Annotated in this window: 16 protein-coding genes; 2 read left to right on the top strand and 14 right to left on the bottom strand. The window is 66.1% G+C overall.

All coding sequences use genetic code 11. From position 1 onward, the window contains the following. Positions 1–31: 31 nt before the first annotated feature. The 7 genes from FJW10_RS21200 to FJW10_RS21165 form a co-directional block, all read right to left on the bottom strand. Positions 32–475 (bottom strand): DUF1801 domain-containing protein, encoded by a 444-nt coding sequence (locus tag FJW10_RS21200; RefSeq protein WP_140901511.1) that lies wholly within the window; start codon positions 473–475, stop codon positions 32–34. Next, positions 475–708 carry a hypothetical protein gene (locus FJW10_RS21195; RefSeq protein WP_140837264.1) on the bottom strand — a complete coding sequence of 78 codons (234 nt, stop codon included), beginning with the start codon at positions 706–708 and terminating at the stop codon, positions 475–477. Before FJW10_RS21195 ends, FJW10_RS21200 begins: the two co-directional genes overlap by 1 nt. Before the next feature lie 39 nt (positions 709–747). Then, positions 748–1,140, bottom strand: a complete 393-nt coding sequence (locus tag FJW10_RS21190; protein WP_140901510.1) for a VOC family protein — start codon at positions 1,138–1,140, stop codon at positions 748–750. A gap of 77 nt (positions 1,141–1,217) precedes the next feature. Beyond that, complete coding sequence (locus FJW10_RS21185) at positions 1,218–1,628, bottom strand: SRPBCC domain-containing protein (protein WP_140837268.1); 411 nt, start codon at positions 1,626–1,628, stop codon at positions 1,218–1,220. Then, entirely contained in the window at positions 1,625–1,948 is a 324-nt protein-coding gene (locus FJW10_RS21180) for a metalloregulator ArsR/SmtB family transcription factor (RefSeq protein ID WP_140837270.1), read from the bottom strand. Before FJW10_RS21180 ends, FJW10_RS21185 begins: the two co-directional genes overlap by 4 nt. 174 nt (positions 1,949–2,122) lie before the next feature. After that, positions 2,123–2,590 carry an NUDIX hydrolase gene (locus FJW10_RS21175; RefSeq protein WP_140837278.1) on the bottom strand — a complete coding sequence of 156 codons (468 nt, stop codon included), beginning with the start codon at positions 2,588–2,590 and terminating at the stop codon, positions 2,123–2,125. Positions 2,591–2,839: 249 nt separating this feature from the next. Continuing rightward, positions 2,840–3,136 carry a hypothetical protein gene (locus FJW10_RS21165; RefSeq protein WP_246674338.1) on the bottom strand — a complete coding sequence of 99 codons (297 nt, stop codon included), beginning with the start codon at positions 3,134–3,136 and terminating at the stop codon, positions 2,840–2,842. Positions 3,137–3,665: 529 nt separating this feature from the next. Here FJW10_RS21165 and FJW10_RS21160 point away from each other — a divergent pair. Beyond that, complete coding sequence (locus FJW10_RS21160; protein WP_246674337.1) at positions 3,666–11,666, top strand: autotransporter outer membrane beta-barrel domain-containing protein; 8,001 nt, start codon at positions 3,666–3,668, stop codon at positions 11,664–11,666. A gap of 32 nt (positions 11,667–11,698) precedes the next feature. Beyond that, positions 11,699–12,295: an invasion associated locus B family protein gene (locus FJW10_RS21155; RefSeq protein ID WP_140901509.1), complete on the top strand. Its 597-nt coding sequence runs from the start codon at positions 11,699–11,701 to the stop codon at positions 12,293–12,295. A gap of 251 nt (positions 12,296–12,546) precedes the next feature. Here FJW10_RS21155 and FJW10_RS21150 read toward each other — a convergent pair whose 3' ends face one another. The 7 genes from FJW10_RS21150 to FJW10_RS21120 are packed head-to-tail and all read right to left on the bottom strand — an operon-like array spanning position 12,547 to position 20,717. Then, on the bottom strand, positions 12,547–13,239 hold the full coding sequence (locus tag FJW10_RS21150) for a response regulator transcription factor (protein ID WP_140837289.1): 693 nt from the start codon (positions 13,237–13,239) through the stop codon (positions 12,547–12,549). Then, entirely contained in the window at positions 13,236–15,959 is a 2,724-nt protein-coding gene (locus FJW10_RS21145) for a sensor histidine kinase KdpD (RefSeq protein WP_140901508.1), read from the bottom strand. The genes FJW10_RS21150 and FJW10_RS21145 overlap by 4 nt, the downstream gene beginning before the upstream one ends. Positions 15,960–16,013: 54 nt before the next feature. Further along, positions 16,014–16,577 carry a potassium-transporting ATPase subunit KdpC gene (gene kdpC / locus FJW10_RS21140; protein WP_140901507.1) on the bottom strand — a complete coding sequence of 188 codons (564 nt, stop codon included), beginning with the start codon at positions 16,575–16,577 and terminating at the stop codon, positions 16,014–16,016. A gap of 12 nt (positions 16,578–16,589) precedes the next feature. Beyond that, positions 16,590–18,683: a potassium-transporting ATPase subunit KdpB gene (kdpB, locus tag FJW10_RS21135; protein ID WP_140901506.1), complete on the bottom strand. Its 2,094-nt coding sequence runs from the start codon at positions 18,681–18,683 to the stop codon at positions 16,590–16,592. Then, positions 18,680–18,919 (bottom strand): hypothetical protein, encoded by a 240-nt coding sequence (locus tag FJW10_RS21130; RefSeq protein WP_246674336.1) that lies wholly within the window; start codon positions 18,917–18,919, stop codon positions 18,680–18,682. Before FJW10_RS21130 ends, kdpB begins: the two co-directional genes overlap by 4 nt. Next, positions 18,903–20,606 (bottom strand): potassium-transporting ATPase subunit KdpA, encoded by a 1,704-nt coding sequence (kdpA, locus tag FJW10_RS21125; RefSeq protein WP_140901505.1) that lies wholly within the window; start codon positions 20,604–20,606, stop codon positions 18,903–18,905. Before kdpA ends, FJW10_RS21130 begins: the two co-directional genes overlap by 17 nt. A gap of 21 nt (positions 20,607–20,627) precedes the next feature. Next, positions 20,628–20,717 carry a K(+)-transporting ATPase subunit F gene (locus FJW10_RS21120; protein WP_036257910.1) on the bottom strand — a complete coding sequence of 30 codons (90 nt, stop codon included), beginning with the start codon at positions 20,715–20,717 and terminating at the stop codon, positions 20,628–20,630. Positions 20,718–20,762: the final 45 nt, after the last annotated feature.

Below are 20,762 nucleotides of genomic sequence, written 5' to 3'. Positions count from 1 at the left end.
TCAGGGAGGAGACGCTTGATCTTCCGTGCGATTACATCCGTTCGCCGGGCAGGCGGCTCGCCTGCTTCACCCAGGAAACGAATTGCTCCTCGTCGAGCCGGTCGCTCGCATGGATGTGGAAATAGCGCGTGTCCTTGCTCTTGGATTCGACAGGCGGCACGGGCGTGAGCGACAGGCCGCGGAAGAAGGCCACCTTGATGTATCTGGCGAAGCAATGGACGCCGAGGAACCAGCCTTCGCCTTCCATTCCATAGAATGGAGAGTTCCATTTGACGGCCTTCTGCACGTTGGGAACGGCCTCAACGATGAGCTGGTCGAGCCGGCGCCCGACCTTGCTCTTCCAGCCCGGCATCGCCGCGATATAGGCCTGGACGGGCGCGTCGCCATAGCCCTTGGCGATCTGCGGGTTGCCGCCTGAAAGCAGGACGGGTTCCACGTCCACGGATCGCGCAACCTTTGCTTTCGCCTTCGCCATCAGGCCGATCCCGTTCGCTCGCTCGTCTGCTCGCCGCGCAACCTGACGGCATAGGGCAGCACAAACATGTAGAGCCCGCTGAACAGCAGCAGGAAAAGCGGGATCAACGGCGAATAAACGATCCAGGCGGGCGGCGGGCCCATCGCCATTGCGGCGAAATTGGCAATGACGGTCACGGTGAAGATGATCGACAGCCAGCGGTGAAGCTGCCTGATCCACTTGCTCCAGTTCAATCTAACCTCCCTTGCAAATGACGATACGGATCGAGCTGCCTACCAGCGCGCCAGCTGCGAAAGCTGAATGAGGTTGCCGCAGGTGTCGTTGAGCTGTGCGATGGTCGCGCCGGTCACCGCGGTCGGCGCCATGGCAAAGCTGCCGCCATTGGCCTTGATGCGCTCATGGTCGCTCTTGATGTCGTCGGTGAATAGCATCAGCGCCGGCTGGCCCTGCTTGAAGATGGCCTGCTGGTAAGTCTTTGCCGCCGGATTGTCGTTGAGGGCCAGCTGCAGTTCAGTGCCGTCCGGGTCGTCGGGCGAGGTGACGGTCAGCCAGCGAAACGGCCCGTTGGTGAAGTCGGCCTTCTTGGTGAAACCCAGAACGTCGGTGTAGAAGCCAAGAGCCTTTTCCTGGTCGTCGACATAAATGCTGGTCAGCTTGATCTTCATTTCGTGTCTCCATTGCTTGCGCCTGCGGTTTGCGGCCCCGCCAGGACGTGTGTCTGTCTTTTGACGCTTCGGCGGACTCAATCGATCCGCGAAAGCAGTTGCTCCAGGGCCGCGATGTTGCGCTTCCAGCCCACCGTGGCGCCGCGGTAGTACGGCTCCTGATCGGTGCGGAAGCCGACCTGTTCCATGCGCAGATGCGTGCCCGTGCCAGCCGGGGTCAGCGTCCAGGTGACGACGCTTTCGAGGTCCTTGGTGTCCCAACTGTAGGACAGGGTCCTGTTGGGCTCGACCATCCGCACCTGGCAGTCGACGCCTCCCCATTCGGCGCTCATATTGAAGCGATGATCCACAACCGGCTTGAAGCTGTTCTTCATCAGCCACTCCTCGATGAGATGCGGTTGGGTGAGCGCGCGCCAGATCTTTTCCGGCGGAAAAGGTATCTCGCGCTCGACGATGACGGAGCGCGTTGCGGCCGGCATTCCATTCATTGATCCATCCTTTTGAGCAGCTCCTCCAGATCGTCGAACCGGCTTTCCCAAAACCCCGCCATGTCGCGCGTCCAGTCCATCAACGGCGCCAGCGCCTTGAGTTGGGCGCTGTAATGGGTCTGGCGCCCTTCATGGCGGTCGCGCACCAGCCCCGCCTCCTTGAGGACGCCCAGATGCTTCGACACCGCCGGCTGCGATACGCCGGCCTGCGCGGTCAGGGCACCGACCGTCTGCTCGCCCTGGCGGCAGAGACGTTCGAAGATGGCGCGCCGTGTCGGATCGGCAAGCGTCCTGAACAGCATGTCGTGCGCGGTGGTCATCGCAATCAATAACCCGTTGGCTATTGATTGATGTATAACCACTGGGATATGTATGAGTCAAGCAGCGAATCGCCAGCCGCAGCAAAGCGACCGCAACCAGGGGCCGCTGCCCAGGGAATGGCTATGGGCCCATACCGGCACACCGGCACGACCTTTCCCGAACAGGGTGGTTGCTTATGCCGGATCGACCGCCGGAACGGTCAGATCCCTGAGCAGCGTCGAAAGCTCCGGTTCGTCGATCAGCAGGGCGGCGTCGGCTGCCGGAAGCCATGCACGCTGCCGGTTCGCGGCTTCCTGCCAGTCGGCAAGCTCCTCGGTGACCTCGAGCAGATAGACCGTAACGTCCACGCGAATGAAGCCATTGGTCATGCGTTTCCAATAGGAATAGGTGCCGGCAGGCTGCTTCAGCGTCCTGCCGAGAACGCCTGCTTCTTCCTGGGCTTCGATCGTTGCCGCCTTGCGCCCGCTCTTGCCCTTCATCGGCCAACCCTTTGGCACAATGAAGCGCCGTGTGGTGCGTGAGGTGACCAGCAATACTTCCAGGTTGCCGTCTTCCCGCAAGCGATACGGAATGGCCGCCACCTGGCGGATCCGTTGGCCTTTCTTGGCTCTGCGAACTGCTTTCTTCTTGGTTGTTGCCATCCCAAATTCCGGTGAGAGCAGCATCCCTGCCATACGCTATCCGCGCGGGCAAAAACCCTCCCTCTGCAAACCCTAGAGCGTTTCACCGTGTCACGGAAACGGCGAACCGCTCTACCTCTTTAGTTTTGACGCAATTCCCGACGGAAAACCGTGTCACACTTTTCCTGGAGTTGCTCCAGAACCACCGCCCTTGCAATCCGGCATTTTGCCAGCAAGTAAGTCGGCTAATAAACTGAAAAAAACGAAATGTCAGCGGCAAACCCGTGAAATCGTGTTGCCGACCGCTTCCATCCGACAGGTCTTGTCATACACCGGCACATCGGGCCGGGGCTTGGGCGCGCTCTGCCGGTCAAGCTCGCGGTACAATTGCTGCTGCTGCTGGTATTGCTGCCGCTGCAACCGGTTCTGCAACTGCTGCAGCTGATTCTGCTGCACCAATGCGTTGCGGTTCGTCGGGATGACGACCTGCGCATAAGACGACGCAACCTGAGAAATCGCGGCCACCAGCACGGCGCCTGCCAGAACAGCCTGAGTGTGACGAAGCATCCGCACGGGCCCCATACGAAAAACCATGCGTTTCATATAGTGCGGGCGGCCCGTAACGCCATGGCTAACTGCCAAATGTGATGCGGCTCACGGAGGCTTCGCGATTGCCGTCATATGACGACTGGCAAACGCCCTGCGATCTGGTCAGTGTCCCTTACGTAAGTTTTAGGGTTCCACAACCGAAAAGTTAGGATATCCTAAAAAAGGCACCGCTCAGCAACCAGACGGTGCATCGACTTGGACGGACATGACGCGGCCTGCAAGCCGCAAGGGACGTGGCGCTGACTTAAGGGTGGTAAGCGCGATCACGACGGGGTGGGACATGTCGCTGTTTTCGAATCGGCGCGCGCAATGCGCGTTGTGCATTGCGGATCATCGGGCTGCGTTCGGTCGGCCAATCGGGGCGCCTACCGAAGCCGGCGACTTGAGTGCCGGGCGCACCGCAATTTTCGCTGGCCGTCTTGCTTTTCTGCTCGGCGCGACCGCTCTGACCGGGCTCACCGTTTGTGGTTCCGCTCAGGCGCAGGTGGTGATCAATCAGAATGGGGCCGACGCACCCAACCGCGGCCCTGGCGGCTATGACGATGACGGCGCCAATGGCGGCGACGGCGGTGCCGTCAACGACACCAACAATGCCGACCAGCTCAATGTGGGCGCGTCGGCCTATGTCGGAACCGCCAATGGCGGCAAGGGTGGCAATGGCGGATATGGCGGTTTCGGCACTCCCATTCATACCAACGGTGGCGAAGGCGGAAATGGTGGCCACGGCGGCACTGTCGACATCACCAACAATGCGGACCTTTCCACGAACGGCGACAATCACAGCGGAATAGTCGCGACGGCCATCGGCGGCCGGGGCGGCGACGGCGGTGGGGCAGCGCCGTCGACGACCGCCGAATCGGGTGACGCGGGGAATGGCGGCGCCGGCGGCACAGCCAGCGCCACCGCGTCGGCCACCAGTTCGGTCACCACCACAGGCAACTCGTCCTACGGCATCTATGTCGATGCGAGCGGTGGCAATGGCGGGCAAGGCGGCGACTTCGATGCTGCAGCTATCGGTGCCGGCGGCAATGGCGGCAACGGCGCCTCGGGCGGCAGCGCTTCCGCCAGCAACGCAGGTTTGATCGACACGTCGGGGACGTTCTCCTACGGCATGCTGGTGCGCTCCGCCGGCGGCAACGGCGGCAACGGCAAAGGCGGCGTCGGCATCATATCCGAGGGCGGCAATGGCGGCGCCGCGACGATCGGAGGGACGGCAGAGGGCACCAATGCCAGCACCGGCAGCATCACCACCAGGGGCGATTTCGCCAGCGGCATGGTCGTCCAGTCGGTCGGCGGCGGCGGTGGCGGCGGCGGCGGCGCATTCGGCCTGTTCGGCGGCGGCGGTGCGGGCGCAGCCGGCAACAATGGCGGCTCGGCGACAGGAACGAATGAGGGCAAGATCGAAACCAATGGCACCGGCGCCGTCGGCATGCTGGTGGAATCGGTTGGCGGCGGCGGCGGCGACGGAGGTGGCGCGGCCGGCATCGTTTCGATCGGCGGGACGGCCGGCGGCGGCGGCATCGGCGGCACGGTTGCAGCCAATGTCGGCGGTATCATCACAACAGGCGCCGACGGCAGCGGCGATGGCGCTCATGGTGTGCTTGCGCAATCGGTTGGCGGCGGCGGGGGCAATGGCGGCTATGGGGTCGCGGCGCTTTCGAACATAGCGGTAGCCATAGGCGGTGGCGGGGGCACCGGCGGCAATGGCGGTTCCGTAAACGTCAACCAAGCAGGCGCCGGCGCAAGCGTCTCCACCCATGGCAGTTCGGCTGTCGGCATCCTGGCCCAGTCGGTCGGCGGCGGCGGCGGCAACGGCGGAGGAAGCATAGCAGCCGGAGCCTTCGTTTCCGTGGCCGTCGGCGGTAGCGGCGCGGCAGGCGGCGATGGCGGCGAGGTCACTTACAATATCGCCAATGCGACGGTGAACACGAACGGCAGCGATTCCATCGGCATTCTGGCTCAATCCGTGGGCGGTGGCGGCGGCAACGGCGGATTCGCGCTCAGCGGCGCGGGTCTCGCCGCGGTCGGTGTCGGTGGAAAGGGCGCAGCCGGAGGCGCTGGCAAAAAAGTCGATGTCACCAGTGGCGGCAAAGTCGAAACCCAGCAGCAGCGTTCTGCCGGCATCATCGCGCAGTCGATCGGCGGCGGCGGCGGCAATGGCGGGTTCTCGGCAGCGGGCAGTTTGGGCGCCAGCGTTGGTGTCGGCGGGTCTGGCAGCAAAGGTGGCGACGGCGGCCAGGTGTTTTTCCGGACGCCCGACGGGGGCAATCAAACCATCATCACGCATGGCGCCGACTCGGCGGGCCTGATCGTTCAGTCGATCGGCGGCGGCGGCGGCAATGGAGGGTTCACCGGAACGTTTGCGGTTGCTGCAACCGTGGGCATCGGCGGCGGCGCCGGCGCCGCAGGGGCCGGTGTCGACGTCCACACCACTTATAACGGCTCCGTCGAGACCTTTGGCGAGCGCTCGGCCGGCATCATCGTGCAGTCGATCGGCGGCGGCGGCGGCAATGGCGGTGGCGTCATCGGCCTCAGCGCTGGCATCACCGTCGGCGTCGGCGGGAGCGGCGCGGGCGGCGGCGGCGCCGGCGCCGTCGAATACCATTCCGCGAGCACGACCATCACCACGCATGAAGTGAATTCGGCCGGCCTCGTCGTGCAGTCGATCGGCGGCGGCGGCGGTAATGGCGGCTTCTCGTTCAACCTGGCGGCCGGCGCCTCGGTTGGGGTCGGCGGCAAGGGCGGCGCGGCGGGCGCGTCGAACACCGTCACCGTCGACATCGATGACGGCACCATCCACACGGAGAAGGACCATTCGACCGGCATCCTCGCCCAGTCGGTCGGCGGCGGCGGCGGCACGGGCGGCGGCAGCATAGCCGGCAGCCTTTCGCTCAATGTCGGCATCGCGGGCAACGGAGCCGGCGGCGGCAACGGCAACACCGTCGATGTCACCAACGGCGCCGACATCACAACGGACGGCATCCAGTCGCATGGCATCCAGGCGCAGTCGATCGGCGGCGGCGGCGGCTCGGGCGGCTTCTCGATCGCCGTCGGCGGGCCTTCGCTCGCGGTCGGCGGCGCGGCCGCGGACGGCGGCAGCGCGATGAAGGTCACGGTGACCAATTCGGGCGTGATCAAGACCAATGAGGACCTGTCGGTCGGGATCCTGGCCCAGGCCATCGGCGGCGGCGGCGGCGACGGCGGCCTGGCGGGCGCCGGCGGCCTGTTCACCGCGGTCGGCGTCGGCGGCAAGGGCGGCGGCGGCGGCAACGGCGCTGAGGTCGAGGTCACCAACACCGCCAACATCACGACCAAGGGCGACCTCGCCCACGGCATCATGGCGCAATCGGTCGGCGGCGGCGGCGGCAATGGCGGCAATGCCGGCGCGGTCTCCGTCGGCGCTTTCGTCGGCGTCGGCGTTGCCGTCGGCGGCGACGGCGGCGCCGGCCGCGACGCCATGAAGGTCACGGTCGACCATACCGGCGACATCACCGTCAGCGGCATGGGCGCCAAGGGCATCATCGCGCAGGCGATCGGCGGCGGCGGCGGCAATGGCGGCAAGGCCGTCGCCGGCGCCTTCAGCGCCGGGCTCTATGCGTCCGCGGCCGTGGCGGTGACCGTCGGCGGCAGCGGCGGCGACGGCGGTTCGGGCGGCGAGGTCTTCGTCAAGGCCAACGGCAAGATCGAATCGCTGACGGACGCGGACGGCTCCGGCGGCATCGTGGCCCAGTCGGTCGGCGGCGGTGGCGGCAATGGCGGCCGCGCCACTTCGATCGCCGGCGCGGTCAGCGACGAGGTCGCGATCAATGTCGGCGTCGCCATCGGCGGCAGCGGCGGCAATGGCGGCCAGGGCAACAAGGTCACGGTCGAGTCCGGCCTGGTCGGCGGCGGGCAGATCATTACGCATGGTTTCCAGGCCGTCGGCATCCTGGCGCAGTCGATCGGCGGCGGCGGCGGCAATGGCGGCGACACGTTCGGCGGCGCAGGCGGCTACGGCAACAGCGTGTCGGTGACGGCGACCGTCAATATCGGCGGCACGGGCGGCGGGTGCATCGGCAATGACCCGACCAAGTGCAACAACGCCGGCGACGTCCACGTCTCCAATGCGATGACGATTTCGACCGAGGGCGATTCCTCCAGCGCGATCGTGGCGCAGTCGATCGGCGGCGGCGGCGGCAATGGCGGCACCAGCACCGGCGGCTCGGCCAGTCTCGGTGGCGGCGAGGGCGTCAACGTGGCCGCCAATTTCGCCATGGGCGGCAGCGGTGGCAAAGGTGGTTACGGCAACACGGTCGACATCATCAATTCCGGCAATTTGACCACGACCGGCGCGTTCTCGTCCGGCATCATGGCGCAGTCGATCGGCGGCGGCGGCGGCATCGGCGGCTCCAGCACGGCCAAGTCCTACAATATCGGCGGCACCAGCCAGACCAGCGTCAGCGTCAACATGGGTCTCGCCGGCTCGGGCGGCGGCGCCGCCGACGCCATGAAGGTCACGGTCAACAACACAGGCATCATCCTCACGTCGGGCTTCGGCTCCACCGGGATCATGGCGATGTCGGTTGGCGGCGGCGGCGGCGCGGCGGGCGCGGCCTCGGCGTCCGACGAGGATATCGGCGGCGATATCGGCGCCGGCGATGAAGGCTCGACCTCGGTTTCGATCGGCGTGGCTCTCGCCCTTCCGGGTGGCACCGCCGGCAATGGCGGCGAAGTCTCCGTCACCAATAACAATTGGATCATCACCGACGGCGCCTTTTCGTTCGGCATCAGCGCCAGCTCGATCGGTGGAGGCGGCGGCGTCGGTGGTTCGGCTTCGGCCGGAGCGTCGGCGAAATATGCCATCGGCGGTGCCGTTGCCGGCGGTGGCGGCAGCGCCGGCAACGGCGCCCTGGTCGAAGTCACCAACAATTCGAACGGCTTCATCTGGACCAAGCGGGAGAACTCGATCGGCGTCTTCGCTCAGTCGATCGGCGGCGGCGGCGGTTCGGGCGGCGCGGGCAAGAGCACCGGCAGCGACGGCGGCACGGTCGACGTCAAATTCTCGATGGGCGGGCTGGGCGCCGGCGGCGGCGACGGCGGCGAGGTGCATGTCACCAACAGCGGCATCATCGAAACCGACATGGCCAACTCGCATGGCATCATGGCGCAGTCGATCGGCGGCAGCGGCGGCGTCGGCGGCGCGGCCGCCTCGACATCCGCGGACGCCAAGGTTTCGATCGCGGCGTCGCTCGGCGGTCTCGGCGGCAACGGCGGCATCGGCAAGTTCGTCCATGTGATCAACAATGCGAGCGGCCGGATCCTCACCAACGGCGACAATTCCTACGGCGTCTTCGCCCAGTCGATCGGCGGCGGCGGCGGGTCTGCCGGCAGCGGCTCGACCGAGACCGGGAAGGCCAAGGACGTTGCGGTCAACCTGTCGATCGGCGGTATCGGCGGCTCGGGCAGCGGTGGCGGCGACGTCACCGTCGACAACCACGGCGAGATCACGACCTACGGCTATCTCTCGCACGGTATCTTCGCGCAGTCGGTCGGCGGCGGCGGCGGCGCCTCGGGCGCGGCGGCCGGCGCCTCGACGGCCGATATGAGCATCGGCGGCGCGGTTTCCCTGCCCGCCGGCGACGGCGCCAATGGCGGTCATGTCATCGTCAACAATGACGGCGTGATCACCACCAACAAGGACGGCGCGATCGGCATCTTCGCCCAATCGATCGGCGGCGGCGGCGGCTATGGCGGAACCGTAACGGCCGACACCGCGGGCGACAGCTCGGTGGCGCTGCAGATCGGCGGCTTCGGCGGCCGCGGCGGCAATGGCGGCAAGGTCGAGGTGGACGTCTCCGGCAAGATCGAGACGTTCGGCGCGCGCGCCCATGGCGTGGTGGCGCAATCGATCGGCGGCGGCGGCGGCTATGGCGGCGACGCCAGCGGCAAGGCCTCGAATGCGCTGGCCATCGGCGGCCTCGGCGGCAATGGCGGCGACGGCGGCGACGTGATCGTGACCCGCACCGGCGAGATCATCACCCACGGCAAGGATTCCATCGCCATCATCGCGCAGTCGGTCGGCGGCGGCGGCGGCTTCGGCGGCGCGGGCTTCGGCCGCTTCGGCGCCAATGACGATGGCGGCGGCCCGAATGCCATCGGCTTCAACACGCCGGGCGGCACCAAGGGCACCGGCGGCACGGTCACCATCATCCAGTCGGGTGCGATCGAGACCGATGGCGACCGCGCGCACGGCATCGTCGCCCAGGCGGTCGGCGGCGGCGGCGGCGCCGGCGGCAATTCCTCGCTCGACATGAATCAGTCGGCCGCCGGCTCGCAAGGCGGCATCGGCGACGCGGCGGCGGCAATAGCCGGCACCGACAGCCAGGTCTGGGTCAAAGGCGCAAGCTCCTATGCGATGTTCGGCCAGAGCGCGACCGGCCAGGGCAACTCCAAGCTCGTGCACTTGACCGCGGGCGGGAGTCTGTTCGCGCAGGGCGCCGACTCGGTGGCGGCCTATGGCGAGAGCACGGCGCAGGGTACCAAGGGCAACATCGCCATGGACCTGAAGGGCCAGTACACGATCGGCGGCTCCAACACCGGCGTCGCCGTCATGGTGGTGGGCGGACAGGACAACACCGTCAACAACAACAGCCTGCTTTACGCGATGGGCGCGACGCCCACCTTCTCGATCATGCAGTCGAAACTGGCGGCCTTCAGCGCCTCGCTGCTTGCGCCCGGGCCGGTCGTGCCGGACGATGCGATCCTGGAATCGCTGCTCGACCAGTTCAGCCCGCTCGCGGTCACCGGCACCTCGGGCAACGAGACTTTCAAGAACCAGAAGAGCACGGCCGGGCTTGGCCGGGTTATCGGCAATGTCGATCTCGGCGGCGGCATCAACGAGTTCGACAATTTCGCCGATTCCTCGTTCGTCGGTCTGAAATCGATCAATCTCGGCGCCGGCGGACTGTTCAAGAACCAGGGCCTGATGACCAATCAGGGTATCGGCGTGGTGGCGATGGTCGACGTCACCGGCGGCTGGACCCAGGGCGGTACCGGTTCCTTCGTCACCGATATCGACCTCAACAACCAGATCACCGACAAGCTCGCCTTGACCGAAGCCGGCGACTTCGACGGCACGGCGCCGCTCAACTTCCTGTCGATCGACAAGCTGTTCACCCAGTACACGCTGGCGTCGGGCTCGGCGATGACGGATTCCGGCCTGACGCCGCAGACATTGCATCCGGCGGTCGGCTTCAACTTCCTGGTCCGTGTCGACAACGGCACCGATCTGGTGCTCTACGCCGACAACCCGACCTTCCTCGAACTGGCACAGGATCCGGGCTCGGGCACGACGGATCCGGGCGTGTTCCAGATGGCGCAGTATCTCGACGACGTCGAGGCCGCCTCGAGCCCGGACAATCCGATGGCGCGGCTGATCAACATGCTGCGCTTCTCACCGACCGAGGCGGAGCTTGGTGCGGCGCTGGCGAGGCTGACCCCGCACTATGCGGTGCACACCTTCGACATGATCAACCGCTCGACCGACACCATGCTCGACCAGGCGCATGAATGCACCGGCGTCGCTGCCTACAAGAATATCGACGGCCGCTGCATCTGGGGCACGATCACCCCGCAGGCCGAATACAGCCGGGATGCCGGCGCCGGCACCACCAGCCGGGACGATACGCTGAAGACCATGTCGCTGGGCGGCATCGCCGAGGTCGGGCACAATTGGTCGCTCGGCGCCACAATCGGCCGCACCGAGTACGATTCCAAGATCGCCTTCAACGGCGACGAGCTGTCGGACACAAAAGGCGAATCCTGGCAGGCCTACGCGCTGGCGAAATACGAGAACAACAACTACTTCGTCGATTTCGCGCTCGGCGGCGGCACCGGCTCCTTCAAGGGCGAGCGCGACACCCATATCGATCAGGTCGGCTTCATTCCCGGCGAGACGCTGGACGGCGTCTATCTGCCCGAGGAGTTGCTCGACGGCATCGGCAACAGCGTCACCTACAAGCAGGATACGTCCCAGTTCGGCGGTTCGGCGCGGGTCGGCATGACGCACCAGATGGGCGCCTTCTACCTGCAGCCGACGATCCAGTTCGACGCGCGCTGGCTCGACGTCTCCGGCAAGGAGGAGGGATCGGTCGCCGCCTTCAGCTTCGACGGCAGCGACAACATGTTCTATGCCGTGACGCCGGCACTGGAGGTCGGGGCCGACATCCCGATCAGCGACATCGCCAGCTTCCGCATCTACGGAAAGGCCGGCGTCGAATTCTCCACCAAGCAATGGGAGATCGAGGGGCGTTTCGCCGCCGCCGAGAATCTGCCCGGCAACCCGGCATTGCACTTGACGGAAGCCATCGATTCGCCGCTCTATCGGGTCGGCGCCGGGCTGGAGCTCAATGGCGTCAATGGAGTCGGGTTGGCGGTCAGGTACAACGGCGCCTTCGGGGAAACGGTCAAGCAGAACGCGGTCAGCGCGTCTCTCAAGGTCAGCTTCTAGCTGACGCGGGGCGGCGGCCAAGAAGGGATGTCATGAGGACGAAGTACGCGTATCTCGCGGCGATGCTGGCAGCCGCCTGCATTGCCGGTGTGCCGGCGGCGGGATTTGCCGCGCAGAACAAGGGCGATAAGGTGGCGCCTGGGGCCCAGCCCGCCGACGCAGCGGCCAAGCCGCAACTGCCGGGCGGCGCCTCGGCGCTGTCGGAAACGCATGGCGACTGGACGGTCAACTGCCAGGTCAGCGGCACGAACAAGGGCTGCAGCCTGTCGCATCAGCAGTTCAACAAGCAGAGCGGCCAGCGGCTGCTGGCGATCGAATTGACGACCAAGACGGGCCAGGACGCCTCCGGCACGCTGGCGCTGCCCTTTGGGCTCGCCCTGGCCAACGGCATTTCGCTCGAGATCGACGACAAGAAGCTGGACGGGACGCTGCAGTTCAACACCTGCCAGGCGGTCGGCTGCCTGGTGCCGGTAACGTTCGATGCCGATACCACGCCGCTCTTGCAGAACGGGACCACGCTGAAGATCAACGCCACGGCGGCCGACACGACGCAGCCGATCTCCTTCACCATCTCGCTCAACGGCTTCGGCAGCGCGCTGGCGCGGACGGCGGACCTGTCGGCGGACTAGTTTGTCGGAGACCGGCCGGCTGAACGCTTCGTCATCCACGGGCGAAGCAAGGAGCGAAGCGACGCGGCGCAGACCCGAGGATCCATTCCGTGACATAGGAGCGCCGCTCACGGTGCAGAATTCTGCACCGCTGCGCTCTACAATCCAGGTTACGGAATGGATCCCAGGGTCTCCGCGACGCCGCTTCGCGGCTGTTCCGCCCAGGGATGACGAGGTTGGAAGGCTTCGGCCAACCACCACGGTTTGCCTCGCTACTCCACCTCGCGCAGACGGTAGCCGACGCCGGTCTCGGTGATGATGTAGCGCGGCTGGTCCGGCGTCTTCTCGATCTTCTGCCGCAGCTGGCGCACATAGACTCTCAGATACTGGACGTCGGTGGAGTCGTTCCAGATCTGCTTCATCAGGAACTGGTGCGTCAGCACCTTGCCGGCATATTGCACGAGCATGCGCAGGATGTCGTATTCCTTGGGCGACAGTCTCACTTCCTTGTCCTCGACCTTGACGATGCGCTTCACCAGGTCGACGGAAAGGTCTCCGGTGTGGAACACCGGCTTCTCGCCCTGCTGCTGGAATTTGTGGCGCAGCGCCACGCGAATGCGCGCGACCAGCTCGTTCATGCCGAAAGGCTTGGTCACATAGTCATCGGCGCCAAGCTCGAGCGCGGCGACGATACCGGCCTCGTCGGTGCGGCTGGACAGGATGACGACCGGAACGTCGAGGCCGTCGCCGCGCCATTTGCCGAGCAGCTCGAGGCCGGTCATGCCGGGCAGACCGAGATCGAGCAGGATAAGATCGGGCCGTTCGGCCTGCATGAGTTCGATCGCCGCCTTGGCGTTAGGCGCCTCGGAGACTGCGTAGCCCTGGCTGCCGAGGCCGACGCGCAGCAATTTGCGGATCGGCGGTTCGTCGTCGACGACCAGGATGGAGACGGTCTGGTTCGTCATGCCGCGTCGTCCGTAAGGGGAGCGCCGAGCGCCGGCAACTCAGCCGGCACCGGCATGCGGATGGTGAAGATCGCTCCGGGCCGGTCGGTGCGGTTGGCCGCCGCGATCGTGCCGCCCATCGCCTCGATGAAGCCGCGGCTGATCGACAGGCCGAGACCCGTGCCGGCGCGCACCTGGTCGCGCTTGCGCACGCGGTAGAAGGTGTCGAATATCCGCTCCAGGTCGTCGGGCGGAATGCCCGGTCCCTCGTCCATCACCTGCAGGATGACGGCGCCGTTGTCGACCCAGGCCTGCAGCCGGATGGCCGAGCCCGGCGAGGCATATTTGGCGCCATTGTCGAGGAGGTTGAACAATGCCTGCTCGAACAGAACGGGATCGAGCCGCAGCATCGGCAGATCGGCCGGAATGTCGGTTTCTATCTTGTGTTCGGCGGTGATCTTCCGCGCCCGGTTCAGCGCCGATCCGACGACGTCGCCGACATAGTGGAATGCGTGGTTTGGCTCCATCGCGCCCGACTCTATCCTGGTCATGTCGAGCAGATTGGCGATGAAGCGGTTCAGCCGCTCCGCTTCGCTGACAACCGTCGCCAGAAGTTCGGCGCGATCGTTTTCCGGCAGCGCCGGCGCGAATTCCTTCAGCGTGCCGGCCGCGCCCATGATCGCGGCAAGCGGCGTCTTAAGGTCATGCGAGATGGAGGTAAGCAGCGCCGAGCGCAAGCGGTCCGCTTCGGCGGCCAGCCTGGCGCGGTCGACATCGGCGACGAGCTGAACGCGCTCGATGGCGACCGCTGCCTGGTCGGCCAGGGCGTCGAGCAGCCGCTGCTGCTCGGGCGTCAGCAGGGGCCCTTGCTTGTCGTTGTCGAGGCCGACCACGCCGATCGCGGTGCGCCCCGTCCGCAGGGGGAGATAGAGGCGTTTTGCGCCAGGCAAAGTGTCGGCGCCGCGGCCGGCGGCGCGGTTGTGCTCCCAGGCCCAGCGGGCGGCCGCGATATCGGCTTCGGCCAAGGTGTCGTCCGGCGGATAGCCGGCCTTGACGGTGATGGTGCCGTTTTCCGGCAAAAGCAGCACGACGCGGACCTTCAGCATCGAGGCGATCTGGAAGGCGGTGGCCCACAGCACGTCGTCGAGCGTGCCGGCGCCGGCGAGCTTCTTGGAGAAGGAGTAGATGTCCTCGGTGGCGCGTGCCCGCGAGCGGGCGGCAACCGCCTGCCGCTGCACGCGCGCCGTCAGATTGCTGGCGATCACGGCGACGACGAGGAAGACCGTGAAGGCGACGATGCTTTCCGGATCCCTGATCGTCAGCGTGTAGCGCGGCTCGAGGAAGAAGAAATTGAAGGCAAGCGCGCTGAGAAAACACGCATAGAGCGCCGGCCAGAGCCCGAAGGTCACGGCCGCGGTCAGCACCGCCAGAAGCAGGACGCTGGCAAGATTGCGGACGTCGAGGAACTGGTCGAGGATCGAGCTGACGGCCAGCGCGCCGGTGACATAGGCCGTCGAGAACAGATAGGGCCAGACCTGGAAAGGCCTCAGCTCGGGTGCGGCCTTGATCCGCGCCGGCGGTGTGTCGCCATCGCGCTCGGCGCCTGAAATGACATGGACGCTGATGTCGCCGGCATTGCGGATCAGGTCATAGGTGAGCGAGCCCTCGATCAGCTCGCGCCAGCGCGAGCGGGTCGGCCTGCCGACGACGATATGGGTGAAATTGTTCGCCGTCGCGTGGCGCACGATGTCCTGGGCGACGTTCTGGCCGGGAATGGTGGCGATCTCGGCGCCGAGCTGTTCGGCAAGGCGCAGGTTCCTGGCCAGGCGGTCCTTGTCCTCCTCGGACAAGCCGGCGAGCCGCGGCGTGTCGACATGCAGCGCCGTCCAGGGCGCGCGCAGCCGGTCGGCGAGCCGGCGCGCGTAGCGGATGCGGGCCGCTCCGCCAGGTTGCGAGTCGACGCAGACGAGAACCCGCTCGCCGGCCGCCCACGGGCCTGGAATGGCGTGCGACTGCATGTGGTTGAGCAACTGCTCGTCGACGCGTTGGGCGGTGCGGCGCAGGGCCAATTCGCGCAGCGCTGTCAGATTGCCCGGCGAGAAATAATTCTCGATGGCGCGCTGCGCGGTGTTGGGGAAATAGACCTTCCCGTCCTGCAGGCGTTTGATCAGGTCGTCGGGTGTGAGGTCGATGATCTCGATGTCATCGGCCTCGTCGATGACGGAATCGGGAACCGTCTCGCGCACCCGGACGCGGGTGATCTGGGCGACGACGTCGTTCAGGCTTTCGACATGCTGGATGTTGAGCGTGGTGTAGACGTCGATGCCTTGCGCCAGGATCTCCTGCACATCGAGATAGCGTTTGGGATGCCGGCTGCCGGGCGCGTTGGTGTGGGCAAGCTCGTCGACCAGCACCAGCGCAGGGCGCCGCTTCAGGATGGCGTCGATGTCCATCTCGTCGAGCGTCTGGTCGCGATACTCGACCAGGCGGCGTGGGATCACCTCATAGCCGTCGATCAGGGCCTGGGTTTCCTTGCGGCCATGAGTCTCGACAATGCCGATCACGACATCGATGCCGTCGGCGCGGCGGGCGCGGCCCGCCATCAGCATCTCGTAGGTCTTGCCGACGCCGGGCGCAGCGCCGAGAAATATGCGCAGGCGGCCACGGCCCTCGCGCTCGGCATGCTCGAGGAGCGCGTCGGGGGAGGGTCGGTTCTCAGGGTCGGTCCTGTCGTCGGGCATCAGGTCCAATCATGAATTGCGCCGGGGATCGTGTCGATCCCCGGCGCGGGCGGATTACTTCAGCTCGTCCAGCGCCAGGTTCAGCGCCAGCACGTTGACCACCGGCTCCCCGAGGACGCCAAGCTCGCGGTCCTCGACATGGCTGTCGACCAGTGCCTTCACCTTGGCCTCGTCCACGGCGCGGGCCTTGGCGACGCGCGCCACCTGGAAATAGGCGGCCTCCGGGCTGATGTCGGGATCGAGGCCGCTGCCCGAGGTGGTGACAAGGTTCATGGGCACCGGCTGGTTCGGGTTCTCGGCCTTCAGCTTCGCAGCGTCACCCTTGATGCGGTCGATGAGCTTGGGATTGGTCGGGCCGAGATTCGAGCCACCGGAGGAGGCGGCGTTGTAACCGTCACCGGCCGCCGACGGCCGGCCGTGGAAATAGCGGTCGCTGGCGAAAACCTGGCCGATCAGGCTGGAGCCGATGACCTTGCCGTCCTTTTCGATAAGGCTGCCATTGGCCTGGCTCGGAAACAGCGCCTGGGCGATGCCGGTCATGCCGATCGGATAGACGAGGCCGGTCAGCACGGTGAAGAAGACGATCATGACAAAAGCGGGTCTGAGTTGCTTGAACATCGGGGCAAATCCTTATGCGAGGCCGAGGGCCGTGACGATCAGGTCGATCGCCTTGATGCCGACGAACGGCACGACGATGCCGCCGAGGCCATAGATCAGCAGATTGCGGGTGAGCAGCGAGCCCGCTCCGATGGCGCGATATTTGACGCCCTTCAGCGACAGCGGGATCAGCGCAATGATGATCAGCGCGTTGAAGATGATGGCCGACAGGATGGCGCTCTGCGGCGTCGCCAGATGCATGACGTTGAGCGCCTGCAGCGGACCGGTGGACTGGCCGGGCGCCACGTAGAAGACCGCGAACATCGCCGGGATGATGGCGAAGTACTTGGCCACGTCGTTGGCGATGGAGAAGGTCGTGAGCGAGCCGCGCGTCATCAACAGCGCCTTGCCGATCTCGACGATCTCGATCAGCTTGGTCGGGTCGGAGTCCAAGTCCACCATGTTGCCGGCCTCGCGCGCGGCGACGGTGCCGGTGTTCATGGCGACGCCGACATCGGCCTGGGCCAGCGCCGGCGCGTCGTTGGTGCCGTCGCCGCACATGGCGACCAGCTTGCCCTTGGCCTGCTCCTCGCGGATCAGCGACAGCTTGTTCTCGGGCGTCGCCTGGGCGAGGAAGTCGTCGACGCCGGCTTCGGCGGCGATGGCAGCCGCGGTGAGCGGGTTGTCGCCGGTGATCATCACCGTGCGGATGCCCATCTTGCGCAGCTCGGCGAAACGCTCGCGGATGCCGCCCTTGACGATGTCCTTGAGGTGGACGACGCCGAGCAGGCGGCCGTCACGCTCGACCGCCAGCGGCGTGCCGCCGGCCTTGGCGATCTCGTCGGCGATCGCCTGCAGGTCGCGGATCGTTTCGGTCGTCGGGCGCGTGCCATGGGCGGCGACGGTCGCCTGATTCACGTGATTGAGCACAGCATCGACCGCGCCCTTGCGCACCGACGAACCGTCGATGTCGACGCCGCTCATGCGGGTCTGCGCGGTGAAGGGCACGAAGGTCGCGTGCAAGGTTGCCATGTCGCGGGCGCGGATGGCGTATTTCTCCTTGGCGAGCACGACGATCGAGCGGCCTTCCGGCGTCTCGTCGGCCAGCGAGGCAAGCTGTGCTGAATCGGCCAGCTCCTGCTCGGTGACGCCCTTGACCGGGCGGAACTCGGTCGCCTGGCGGTTGCCGAGCGTGATGGTGCCGGTCTTGTCGAGGAGCAGCGTGTCGACGTCGCCGGCGGCCTCGACGGCGCGGCCGGACATGGCAAGCACATTGAAGCGCACGAGGCGGTCCATGCCGGCGATGCCGATGGCCGACAGCAGCGCGCCGATCGTGGTCGGGATCAGCGTCACGAAGAGCGCAACGAGGATCGTCACCGAGATATAGCCGCCCGAATAGGAGGCGAAGCTGGGGATGGTCGCGGTGGCCAGCACGAAGATCAGCGTCATGCCGACAAGCAGGATGTTGAGCGCGATCTCGTTCGGCGTCTTCTGGCGCTCGGCGCCCTCGACCAGCGAGATCATGCGGTCGAGGAAGGTCTGGCCGGAAGCGGCTGAGATGCGCACGCGGATCCAGTCGGACAGAACCTGGGTGCCGCCGGTGACGGCCGAACGGTCGCCGCCGGATTCGCGGATGACGGGCGCGGATTCGCCGGTGATCGCCGCTTCGTTGACCGAGGCCACGCCTTCGATCACCTCGCCGTCGGATGGGATGATGTCGCCGGCCTCGACCAGCACGACATCGCCGACCTTCAGGCTGGTGCCCGGCACAATCTTGAATTTGGTGCGGTCGCCGGCGGTGAGCAGCTTGGCCTGGGTTTCGGTGCGCGCCTTGCGCAGCGAGTCGGCTTGCGCCTTGCCGCGGCCCTCGGCCACCGCCTCGGCGAAATTGGCGAACAGCACGGTGAACCACAGCCAGATGATGATCTGCAGCGTGAAACCGAGATCGCCGCCGCCGGCGATCAGGTCGCGGATGAAAAGCACGGTGGTCAGCAGCGAGACGACCGCAACGACGAACATCACCGGATTCCTGACCAGCGTGCGCGGATCAAGCTTGCGGAAGGCGCCGCCGATCGCGGGCACCAGGATGGGCGCATCCATGATAACAGCGGATTTGGACTGGCTCATTTTTGGGCTCCAGTATCGGTTATGTTGGACGGCGCCGGGTGTTCGGTCTTCGGGAAAAGGCGCGGAAGGCCGATGGCCAGCAGCCACAGCACGAGCAGCACGGCCGCCATGCCGAGAAAGGTCGAAAGGGTCGGGAAAGGACGAGGCTTCTCGTCCCTTCCGTTGTCGGGCGCTCCGTCGCCGGTCTGGTGACGGTCGTTGAAGCGGGGCATGGTCATCTCAGAAGGTCTGTCCATGGATCATCGCCAGATGCTCGACGATCGGACCGACGGCGAGCGACGGGAAGAAGGTGAGGCCGCCGACGATGACGATGACGCCGACCAGCAGGCCGACGAACAGCATGCCGTCGGTCGGGAAGGTCCCGGCCGAGGCAGGCACGGTCTTCTTGGCGGCCAGCGAGCCGGCGATGGCCAAAGCCGGGATGATGACCAGGAAGCGGCCCATCAGCATGCCGACCGCCATGGTCAGATTATACCAGGGCGTGTTGCCGGAGAGGCCGCCGAAGGCCGAGCCGTTGTTCGCGGCGGCCGAGGTATAGGCATAGAGCACCTCGGTGAAGCCGTGCGGACCGCCGTTGGCCATCGAGGCCACCGCGCTCGGCAGGACAACGGCGATGGCCGTGAAGACCAGCATCGCCAGCGGCAGGCACAGGATGGCAAGCATCGCCATCTTGACCTCCCTGGCCTCGATCTTCTTGCCGAGATATTCCGGCGTGCGGCCGACCATCAGGCCGGCAACGAAGACGGCGACGACGACGAACATCAGGATGCCGTAGAAGCCGGCGCCGACACCGCCGACAATGACTTCGCCGAGCTGCATGTTGATCAGCGGGATCATGCCGCCGAGCGCTGTGAAACTATCGTGCATGGCGTTGACGGCGCCGCAGGAGGCGGCCGTGGTGATGACCGCGAACAGCGCCGAGGCGGCGATGCCGAAGCGCGTCTCCTTGCCTTCCATGTTGCCGCCGTCGATGCCGAGCGCATGGACCAGAGGGTTGCCGGCGGCCTCGGCCCAGTAGCAGACGGCGACGCCGACGAGGAACAGCACGCCCATCGAGGCGAGGATCGCCCAGCCTTGGCGCTCACTGCCGACCATGCGGCCGAAGACATTGGTAAGGCCGGCGCCGAGCGCGAAGATCGACAGCATCTGGATCAGGTTGGAGATGGCGTCCGGATTCTCGAACGGATGCGCGGCGTTGGCGTTGAAGAAGCCGCCGCCATTGGTGCCGAGCATCTTGATGGCGACCTGCGACGCGACCGGCCCGAGCGCGATCGTCTGCCTGGCGCCTTCCAGCGTGGTGGCATCGACATACGGCCCAAGGGTCTGCGGGATGCCGAGCCACACATAGGCAAGCGTCAGCACGATGCAGAGCGGCAGGAGCACGTAGAGCGTGCAGCGGGTGAGGTCGACCCAGAAATTGCCGATCGACTTGCCGGAGGCGCGGGCGAAGCCGCGGATCAAGGCGATCGCGATGGCAATACCGGTAGCGGCCGAGACGAAGTTCTGGACAGTGAGGCCGGCCATCTGCACGAGGTAGGACATCGTGCTCTCGCCGCCATAGTTCTGCCAGTTGGTGTTGGTGATGAAGCTGGCGGCGGTGTTGAAGGCCAGTTGCGGGTCGACCGCGGTCATGCCCGCGGGATTGTAGGGCAGCACGCCCTGCAGCCGCTGCAGCGCGTAAAGGACCAGCAGGCCGGCGAGATTGAAGAGCAGCATGCCCGTCGCGTAGACGGCCCAGTGCTGTTCTTCCCTGTCGCTCGTGCCGGCGAGGCGATAGAGGCCACGCTCGATAGGGACGAGCACCGGCGACAGCAAGGTGCGATCGCCGCTGAAGACGCGGTACATATAGAAGCCGAGCGGCTTCACGAGCAAAAGCAGGATCCCGCAATAGACAAGGATCTGTATCCAGCCATTTATGGTCATGATGGGCTCTCCGCGTGCCGGTCAGAAGCGCTCTGGGCGGATCAGCGCGTAGGTGAGGTAGGCAAGCAGGAACAAGGTCACCGCGCCGCCGAGGATGTAGTCGAAAAGCATGGTACGGCCCTTTCTCAGATTCTGTCGCAGGCTTTGACGTAGGCT

Source organism: Mesorhizobium sp. B4-1-1, assembly GCF_006439375.1.
Classification (GTDB): Bacteria; Pseudomonadota; Alphaproteobacteria; order Rhizobiales; family Rhizobiaceae; genus Mesorhizobium.
This window is presented reverse-complemented; position numbering and strand designations above follow the sequence as displayed.